A 7,126-nucleotide genomic window follows, 5' to 3' on the forward strand; every position below is an offset into this window, starting at 1 on the left:
CGCCGCCACCGACGCGCAACTACGCACCGCCGGCCTGTCGCGGCAAAAGGCCGGCTATGCCCGCAGCCTCGCCGACGAGGTCGCGAGCGGCCGTCTGCCGCTGGCCGTGTTGCCGGCCGACGACGAGGCGGCGATCGCTGCGCTCACCCGGGTCAAGGGCATCGGCCGCTGGTCGGCGGAGATCTACCTGCTCTTCGCGGAGGGCCGGCCGGATATCTGGCCCGCCGGCGACCTGGCGGTGCAGATCGAGGTCGGGCGCCTGCTGGGCCATCCCGACCGTCCGAGCGAACGCCGCACGCGCGAGCTGGCCGACGCCTGGCGCCCCCATCGCGGCGCGGCGGCGATCTTTGCCTGGCATCATTATAACAGCGACATGGCGGTGATCTGAAAAGCCTGTCCTATCGCGCCGCATCTGTGCGACCACGATTCGCGATGGCATCCCCGCCCCCCTCGCTCGCCGACAGCTTCCGCACGGTCGCGGTGCCGACGGGCGCGGGCTGGCGGCGGTGGTTCGCGTTCGCCGGGCCGGGCTTCCTGGTCGCGGTCGGGTATATGGACCCGGGCAATTGGGCGACCGACATCGCCGGCGGCTCGGCGTTCGGCTATGCGCTGCTGTCGGTCGTGCTGCTGTCCAACCTGATGGCGATCGTGTTGCAGGCGCTGTGCGTCCGGCTCGGCATCGCCTCGGGGATGGACCTCGCCCAGGCCTGCCGCGCGCGCTACTCGCGGGGCACGGCGATCGGCTTGTGGCTGCTGGCGGAGGTGGCGATCGTCGCCTGCGACCTGGCGGAGGTGCTGGGCACCGCGATCGCGCTCCAGCTCCTGTTCGGCCTGCCGCTGGTCTGGGGCGTGGCGATCACCGCGCTGGACGTGTTCGTGATCCTGGGATTGCAGCGGTTCGGCTTCCGCAAGCTGGAGCTGTTCGTCGTCGCCTTGCTCGTGCTGATCGCCGGCTGCTTCGTGTTCGAGGTGGCGCAGGCGCGGCCGGCGGTCGGCGCGATGCTGGCGGGGCTGTTGCCCACGGCCGACCTCGTCACCGATCCGGCGCGGCTGTACCTCGCGATCGGCATCCTCGGCGCGACCGTGATGCCGCATAATCTGTATCTCCATTCCTCCATCGTCCAGACCCGCGCCTTCACCGACCAGCGCGAGGCGGTGAGATGGGCCACGATCGACTCCACGGTCGCGCTGGGCCTCGCCTTCTTCATCAACGCCGCGATCCTGATCGTCGCCGCCGCCACCTTCCATGTCGGCGGACGGCATGACGTGGCGGAGATCGGCGACGCCTATCACCTGCTGTCGCCGATGCTCGGCGTCGGCGCGGCGAGCGCGGTGTTCGCGGTGGCGCTGCTCGCCTCGGGCCAGAACTCGACGGTGACGGGAACGCTGGCGGGCCAGATCGTCATGGAGGGATTCCTCCACCTGCGCCTGCCGGTCTGGGCGCGGCGGCTGGTGACGCGGCTGCTCGCGATCGTGCCCGCCGCGCTCGTGGTCGTCGCCACCGGCGACGCGGGCGCGACGCGGCTGCTGGTGCTGAGCCAGGTGGTGTTGAGCCTGCAACTGCCCTTCGCCGTCGTGCCGCTGGTCCGCTTCACCGGCGACCGCGCGTTGATGGGCGCGCACGTCAGCCCGCGCTGGCTGCACGGCCTCGCCTGGACGATCGCGGGGCTGATCATCGTGCTCAACCTGTCGCTGCTGTGGAGCATGGTGTGAACGCCACGGCGGTCGCGCCGGCGGGGTCGGGTCGGTGAGGGCGCTGGTGGTCCGGGCGTTGTCGGACGACCTGTCCGGCGTCGGCCTGGTCGAAGTCCCCGCGCCGCGCCGGTATCCCGGCCAGCTGCTGGTCCGGGTCCGTGCGGCGGCGCTCAACCATCCGGACCTGTTGATGACGCGCGGGACGTACCAGCTCCAGCCGCCGCTTCCCTTCGCGCTGGGCATGGAGATGGCGGGGCAGGTGCTGGAGGCGGACCCCGACAGCGGCTTCGCACGCGGCGACCGGGTCGTGGCCGGGACGCGGACGGGCAGCTTCGCCGATCTGGTGGTGGTGGACGCGAGCGCGGCGCGGCGATTGCCGGACGGCATCGACTGGGCACGCGGGGCGGCGATCGGCGTCGCCTACCTCACCGCCCATGTCGCGCTGGTGGCGCTGGGTGGCTTGAAGCCGCGGGACTGGGTGCTCGTCCATGGCGCCACGGGGGGCGTCGGGCTGGCCGCCGCCGACCTGGCGCAGGCGCTCGGCGCGCGGGTCATCGCCACGTCGCGCTCGCCGCTCAAGCTCGGCATCGTCGCCAGCGATCTGCCGCTGCACGGGCGGCTGCCGGCCGACGATTTCCGGGGGGCGGTGACGACGCTGACCAATGGCGGCGCCGACCTCGTCTTCGACCCCGTGGGCGGCGATGTCTTCGATCAGTCGACCCGCTGCATCGCCCATGGGGGGCGCCTCCTGGTCGTCGGCTTCGCCTCCGGGCGGATCGCGTCGCTGCCGACCAACGTCGCGCTGATCAAGGGCTTCTCGGTCATCGGCGTCCGCGCGGGCGAACATGGCCGGCGCAACCCGGCGGCGGGGCGGGCGGCGGCGGACGCGGTCTGGGACCTGGCCGCCCGCGGCCTGATTCGGCCGCGTCTTCACGCGATCCACCCGCTGGACGACTGGCGGCAGGCCTTCGACGACATGGCGGCGGCGCGTCACGTCGGCAAGCTGGTCCTCGAACCATAGGGTGGACGGTGGCGCGACAGGCGGCGCTCACCTCAGGGCGGCCCGAAGCGGGGGCTGTCGTGATCGGTGGCGGAACAGGCCGTGCCGTCGATGCGCGCGGATCAGCGCTGCATCCGCGCCATCGCCGCCGTGCTCATGTTCTGGTGATTGACGTGCGCCATGATCCACAGGCTGCCCACCATCACCAGCCCGACGATCAGCGTGCCAAAGGCCAGGGCCAGGACGTTGTTGGTGTTGTCCGGCCCGGTCGTGACGTGAAGGAAGAAGACCAGATGGACGCCCATCTGGCCGACCGCCAACGCCATCAATGCGACGGGCACGCCCTCGCTCCAGATGCCGCCATAACCGTCCGCGACCGCGAACGAGGCGATCGTCAGCCCCGTCGCGGCGGCGAGCCCGACCAGATAGACGAGGATCGAGCGGCGCGCGGAACGCTCGTTCTTGTCGCCGGGCGCGACGTCCGTATGCTCGGTCATGCGGCGGCTCCCAGCAGATACACGGTGGTGAACAATGCCACCCAGATGATGTCGAGCGCGTGCCAGAACAGCGCGAAGCAGCGCACGCGCCGGACGATATCGTCGCGAAAGCCCTTGGCCCAGACCTGCGCCATCATCGTCAACAGCCACAACAGGCCCAGCATGACATGCAGGCCATGGCAGCCGACCAGCGCGAAGAAGGCGGACAGGAAGGCGGATCGATCCGGCCCGGCGCCCTCACCGATCAGATGCAGGAACTCGTACAGCTCGATACCCAGGAACACCGTGCCCAGCGCGCCCGTGGCCGCCATCGCGACCTGAAACCAGCCCTGCCGATCCTCCTCCAGCGCGACCGTCGCCATGCCGCAGGCGAAGGAGGAGGCGAGCAGCACGCCCGTCTCGGCCGCCACCAGCGGGAACTCGAACAGCTGACGTCCCGACGGGCCACCCGCCGTCTCGCCGTGCAGCACCGCGTAGGACGCGAAAAAACCCGAGAACAGGATGAAGTCGGTGAGCAGGAAAATCCAGAAACCATAGGCGACGACGATCGACTTGGGCGCGGGGCCGCGCTCGCTCATCGGCTGGTCGTCGTGATGGCCGAGCGCGTGCGGATCGGCGGGCGCGGTCGCGGCGGTCATGCCGGCTCCAGCTTCAGCAGCCGGGCCTTGCCGGCGCGGCGCTCATCATCGAGGCGGCGCGCGTCGTCGGCCGTCACCTCTTCCTCCGCGTCGTCGCGCCAGGCAAACACCACGAACGTCGCCCATGCGCCCAGGAAGCCGGCGATCACCGCCCACCAGATATGCCACACCAGCGCGAACCCGAGCAGCGTCGCGAAAAAGGCGCAGACGAAGCCGGTCGGCGATGGCCGGGGCAGATGGAAGGGCTGGTAGTCGGGCCGCTCGCTCAGCTCGCGCTTCTCACGCGCGCGGCCCTTGACCGTCCAATATGCTTCCTCGCCCTCGACATTGGGCAGGACGGCGAAGTTGAAGGGCGGCGGCGGCGACGTGGTCGACCATTCCAGCGTGCGGCCGTCCCACGGGTCGCCCGTGTCATCGACCAGGCTCGCGCGGTCTCGGATCGAGACATAGAGCTGGATCAACAGGCACGCGATGCCGCACGCGATGACCAGCGCGCCGGCGGCGGCGACCCACAGCCAGGGCTGCCACGCGGGCACGTCATAATGCTGCAAGCGCCGCGTCATTCCCATCAGGCCGAGCACGTAGAGCGGCATGAATGCCATGTAGAAGCCGACCGTCCACAGCCAGAAGGCGGCGACGCCCCAGCCCTCTTTCAGCCGGAAGCCGAACGCCTTGGGAAACCAGTATTGATAGCCGGCAAACGCGCCGAACAGCACCGCCGGGATGACGATGTTGTGGAAGTGCGCGATGAGGAACACCGAGTTGTGCAGCTGGAAGTCGGCGGGCGGGATGGCGAGCAGCACGCCGGTCATGCCGCCGATGACGAAGGAGCAGATGAAGCCGATCGCGAACAGCATCGGCGGCGCGAAGCGGATGCGCCCGCCCCACATGGTGAACAGCCAGTTGAACACCTTCACGCCCGTCGGCACCGCGATGATCATGGTCGTGATCCCGAAGAAGCCATTGACGTCGGCGCCCGCCCCCATCGTGAAGAAGTGGTGGAGCCAGACCATGAAGGCGAGCAGGCAGATCGCCATGGTCGCGACCACCATCGAGCGATAGCCGAACAGCGGCTTGCCCGAGAAGGTGGATACCACTTCCGAGAAGATGCCGAACGCGGGGAGGACGAGGATGTACACTTCCGGATGCCCCCACGCCCAGATCAGGTTGACGAACATCATCTGGTTGCCGCCCAGCTCGTTCGTGAAGAAGTGGAAGCCGGCGTAGCGGTCCAGCGTCAGCATGCCGAGCGTGGCGGTGAGGATCGGGAAGGCGGCGACGATCAACAGGCTCATCGCCAGCGACGTCCAGCAGAACATCGGCATGCGCGTGTACGACATGCCCGGGGCGCGGGTCTTGAGGATGGTGGTGACGAAGTTGACGCCGCTGAGCAGCGTGCCGACGCCGCTGATCTGCAACGACCAGAGGTAATAGTCGACACCGACGCCCGGCGAGAAGCGCAGCTCCGACAGCGGCGGGTAGACGATCCAGCCGGTCTTGGCGAACTCGCCGACGATCAGGCTGATGTTGATGAGCAGCGCGCCGGACGCGGTGAGCCAGAAGGACACGTTGTTGAGCGTCGGGAAGGCCACGTCGCGGATGCCGAGCTGGAGCGGCACGGCGAAGTTCATCAGTCCGATCATGAACGGCATGGCGACGAAGAAGATCATCATCGTCCCGTGCGCGGTGAAGATCTGATCATAGTGATCGGGCGGCAGGTAGCCCTGATGCCCCATCGCCACCGCCTGTTGCGCGCGCATCATTAGCGCGTCGATGAAGCCGCGCAGCAGCATGACGAGCGCGAAGATGACGTACATGACGCCGACCCGCTTGTGATCGACGGACGTGATCCACTCGTGCCACAGATACGGCACATGGCCGGCGCGCCAGACCCAGACCAGCACGCCGGCGATCAGCAGGCCGAACACGCCGGCGCCGACCAGCGGGATCGGCTGATCGAAGGGGATCGCGTCCCAGCCCAGGCGGCCGAAGATCATTCCACGCGTCCCGAATGCGCCAGCGGACGGCTGGCGGTGGTGCCGGCATTGGCGACGACCGAGTCGTACAGGCCGGGCTGGACAGCGCCGAAGGTGGCGGGCCGCGCGGTCGCCTCCGTCAGCGCGAGCTTGCGATAGGTGGCGGCGTCGAGCGCGGGGCCCCTGCCCTTCGCGCCGGCCGCCCAGCGCTCGAAGCCGCCGCCCGGCAGCGCGTCGACGGCGAAGGTCATGTCGGCGAAGCCGGCGCCGCTGTAATGCGCGGACCAGCCCCGATAGCGGCCGGGATGATCGGCCTGAAGGTTGAGCTTCGCGTCCATGCCGCTCATGGCGTAGAGCTGGCTGCCGAGCCGCGGCACGGCGAAGCTGTTCATCACGGTCGCCGAGGTGAGCCGCAGCGCGATCGGCCGGCCGGCGGGGACGACGAGATGGTTGATCGTCGCCACGCCCTGATCGGGGTAGATGAACAGCCATTTCCAGTCGAGCGAGACGACCTGCACCGGGATCGCCTTGCCCGGCAGCGGGCGGGCGGGATCGAGCCGGTGACTGCCGATCCAGGCGATGCCGGAGAGGAAGATGACCGCGAGCAGCGGGATCGACCAGACGAGCAGCTCCAACTGGCCTGAATAGCTCCAGTCGGGGCGGTACTTCGCCCGCGTGTTGCCGGCGCGGAACCACCAGGCGAAGGCCAGCGTGAGCACGATGACGGGGACGATGATCGCCAGCATGACGGCGAGCGCGTTGAGCAGCACCGTCCGGTCGCCGGCGGCGACCGGGCCGGCGGGATTGAGCACGCCCGGCTCGCACGCGGCGAGCGGCAACAGCAACAGCAGCGTGAGGACCCGGCGCACCGCGCTTCCCTAACCGGTGTGGCGATGGCCCGCCACCACACAAGTCATGATCCATGCTACGGGCCGCCGATGCCGCCGATGCTCCGCTCCGTCCTGTTCATGCCCGCGTCGAACGAGCGGGCGATCGCCAAAGCGCAGGGCCTGCCGTGCGATGCGGTGATCCTGGACCTGGAGGACGCGGTGGCGCCCGAGCAAAAGGTGGCGGCGCGCGACGCGGCGATGGCCGCGCTGGGTGGCTTCGGGACGCGCATGGCGGCGGTGCGGGTCAACGGAATGGACACCGAATGGAGCGCGGCGGACCTGTGGGCGGCACGCGGCGCGGCGGCGGTCGTGCTGCCCAAGGTGGACGGGCCCGACGACCTGGCGCGGGCGCGCGCGAAACCGAGATAGCCGTCCGCCTGCTCGCCGACGGTGCCCGATGCCATCGCACCCTCGACCTCCGAATCCATCT

7 protein-coding genes and 1 pseudogene are annotated in these 7,126 nt (G+C 69.6%); 4 read left to right on the top strand and 4 right to left on the bottom strand.

Going from position 1 to position 7,126, the window contains the following annotated elements:
• The 3 genes from HUU95_RS04605 to HUU95_RS04615 form a co-directional block, all read left to right on the top strand.
• A partial coding sequence (locus tag HUU95_RS04605) for a DNA-3-methyladenine glycosylase family protein (RefSeq protein ID WP_174279032.1) occupies positions 1-388 on the top strand: 388 nt, incomplete at its 5' end.
• A 44-nt stretch (positions 389-432) separates the two neighbouring features.
• Positions 433-1,713, top strand: a complete 1,281-nt coding sequence (locus tag HUU95_RS04610) for an Nramp family divalent metal transporter (RefSeq protein WP_174279033.1) — start codon at positions 433-435, stop codon at positions 1,711-1,713.
• Between the two features lie 34 nt (positions 1,714-1,747).
• Positions 1,748-2,716: an NADPH:quinone oxidoreductase family protein gene (locus tag HUU95_RS04615; protein WP_174279034.1), complete on the top strand. Its 969-nt coding sequence runs from the start codon at positions 1,748-1,750 to the stop codon at positions 2,714-2,716.
• Positions 2,717-2,817: 101 nt separating this feature from the next.
• On the opposite strand, the gene cyoD is transcribed toward HUU95_RS04615, so the two are convergent.
• Genes cyoD through cyoA form a run of 4 tightly spaced genes read right to left on the bottom strand, consistent with a single transcriptional unit; the run spans position 2,818 to position 6,675 of the window.
• On the bottom strand, positions 2,818-3,192 hold the full coding sequence (cyoD, locus tag HUU95_RS04620) for a cytochrome o ubiquinol oxidase subunit IV (RefSeq protein ID WP_174279035.1): 375 nt from the start codon (positions 3,190-3,192) through the stop codon (positions 2,818-2,820).
• The gene (locus HUU95_RS04625) at positions 3,189-3,830 is read right to left on the bottom strand and encodes a cytochrome (ubi)quinol oxidase subunit III (RefSeq protein WP_174279036.1); all 642 of its coding nucleotides are present in this window, start codon (positions 3,828-3,830) and stop codon (positions 3,189-3,191) included. Before HUU95_RS04625 ends, cyoD begins: the two co-directional genes overlap by 4 nt.
• Entirely contained in the window at positions 3,827-5,827 is a 2,001-nt protein-coding gene (cyoB, locus tag HUU95_RS04630; RefSeq protein ID WP_217429771.1) for a cytochrome o ubiquinol oxidase subunit I, read from the bottom strand. Before cyoB ends, HUU95_RS04625 begins: the two co-directional genes overlap by 4 nt.
• Positions 5,824-6,675, bottom strand: coding sequence for a ubiquinol oxidase subunit II (gene cyoA, locus HUU95_RS04635; protein ID WP_254602619.1), 852 nt, complete (start codon positions 6,673-6,675; stop codon positions 5,824-5,826). Before cyoA ends, cyoB begins: the two co-directional genes overlap by 4 nt.
• Positions 6,676-6,744: 69 nt before the next feature.
• Between cyoA and HUU95_RS04640 the strand changes: the two are divergent.
• Positions 6,745-7,053: pseudogene (locus tag HUU95_RS04640) on the top strand (aldolase/citrate lyase family protein); the annotation flags it as partial.
• Positions 7,054-7,126: the final 73 nt, after the last annotated feature.

It is taken from the genome of Sphingomonas bacterium (assembly GCF_903643065.1).
In the GTDB taxonomy this organism is placed as follows: domain Bacteria; phylum Pseudomonadota; class Alphaproteobacteria; order Sphingomonadales; family Sphingomonadaceae; genus Sphingomonas.

Coding starts and splice junctions, on each gene's coding strand:
- HUU95_RS04610 (WP_174279033.1), top strand. CDS start 433: ATGGCATCCCCGCCCCCCTCGCTCGCCGACAGCTTCCGCACGGTCGCG.
- HUU95_RS04625 (WP_174279036.1), bottom strand. CDS start 3,830: ATGACCGCCGCGACCGCGCCCGCCGATCCGCACGCGCTCGGCCATCAC.
- cyoD (WP_174279035.1), bottom strand. CDS start 3,192: ATGACCGAGCATACGGACGTCGCGCCCGGCGACAAGAACGAGCGTTCC.
- cyoB (WP_217429771.1), bottom strand. CDS start 5,827: ATGATCTTCGGCCGCCTGGGCTGGGACGCGATCCCCTTCGATCAGCCG.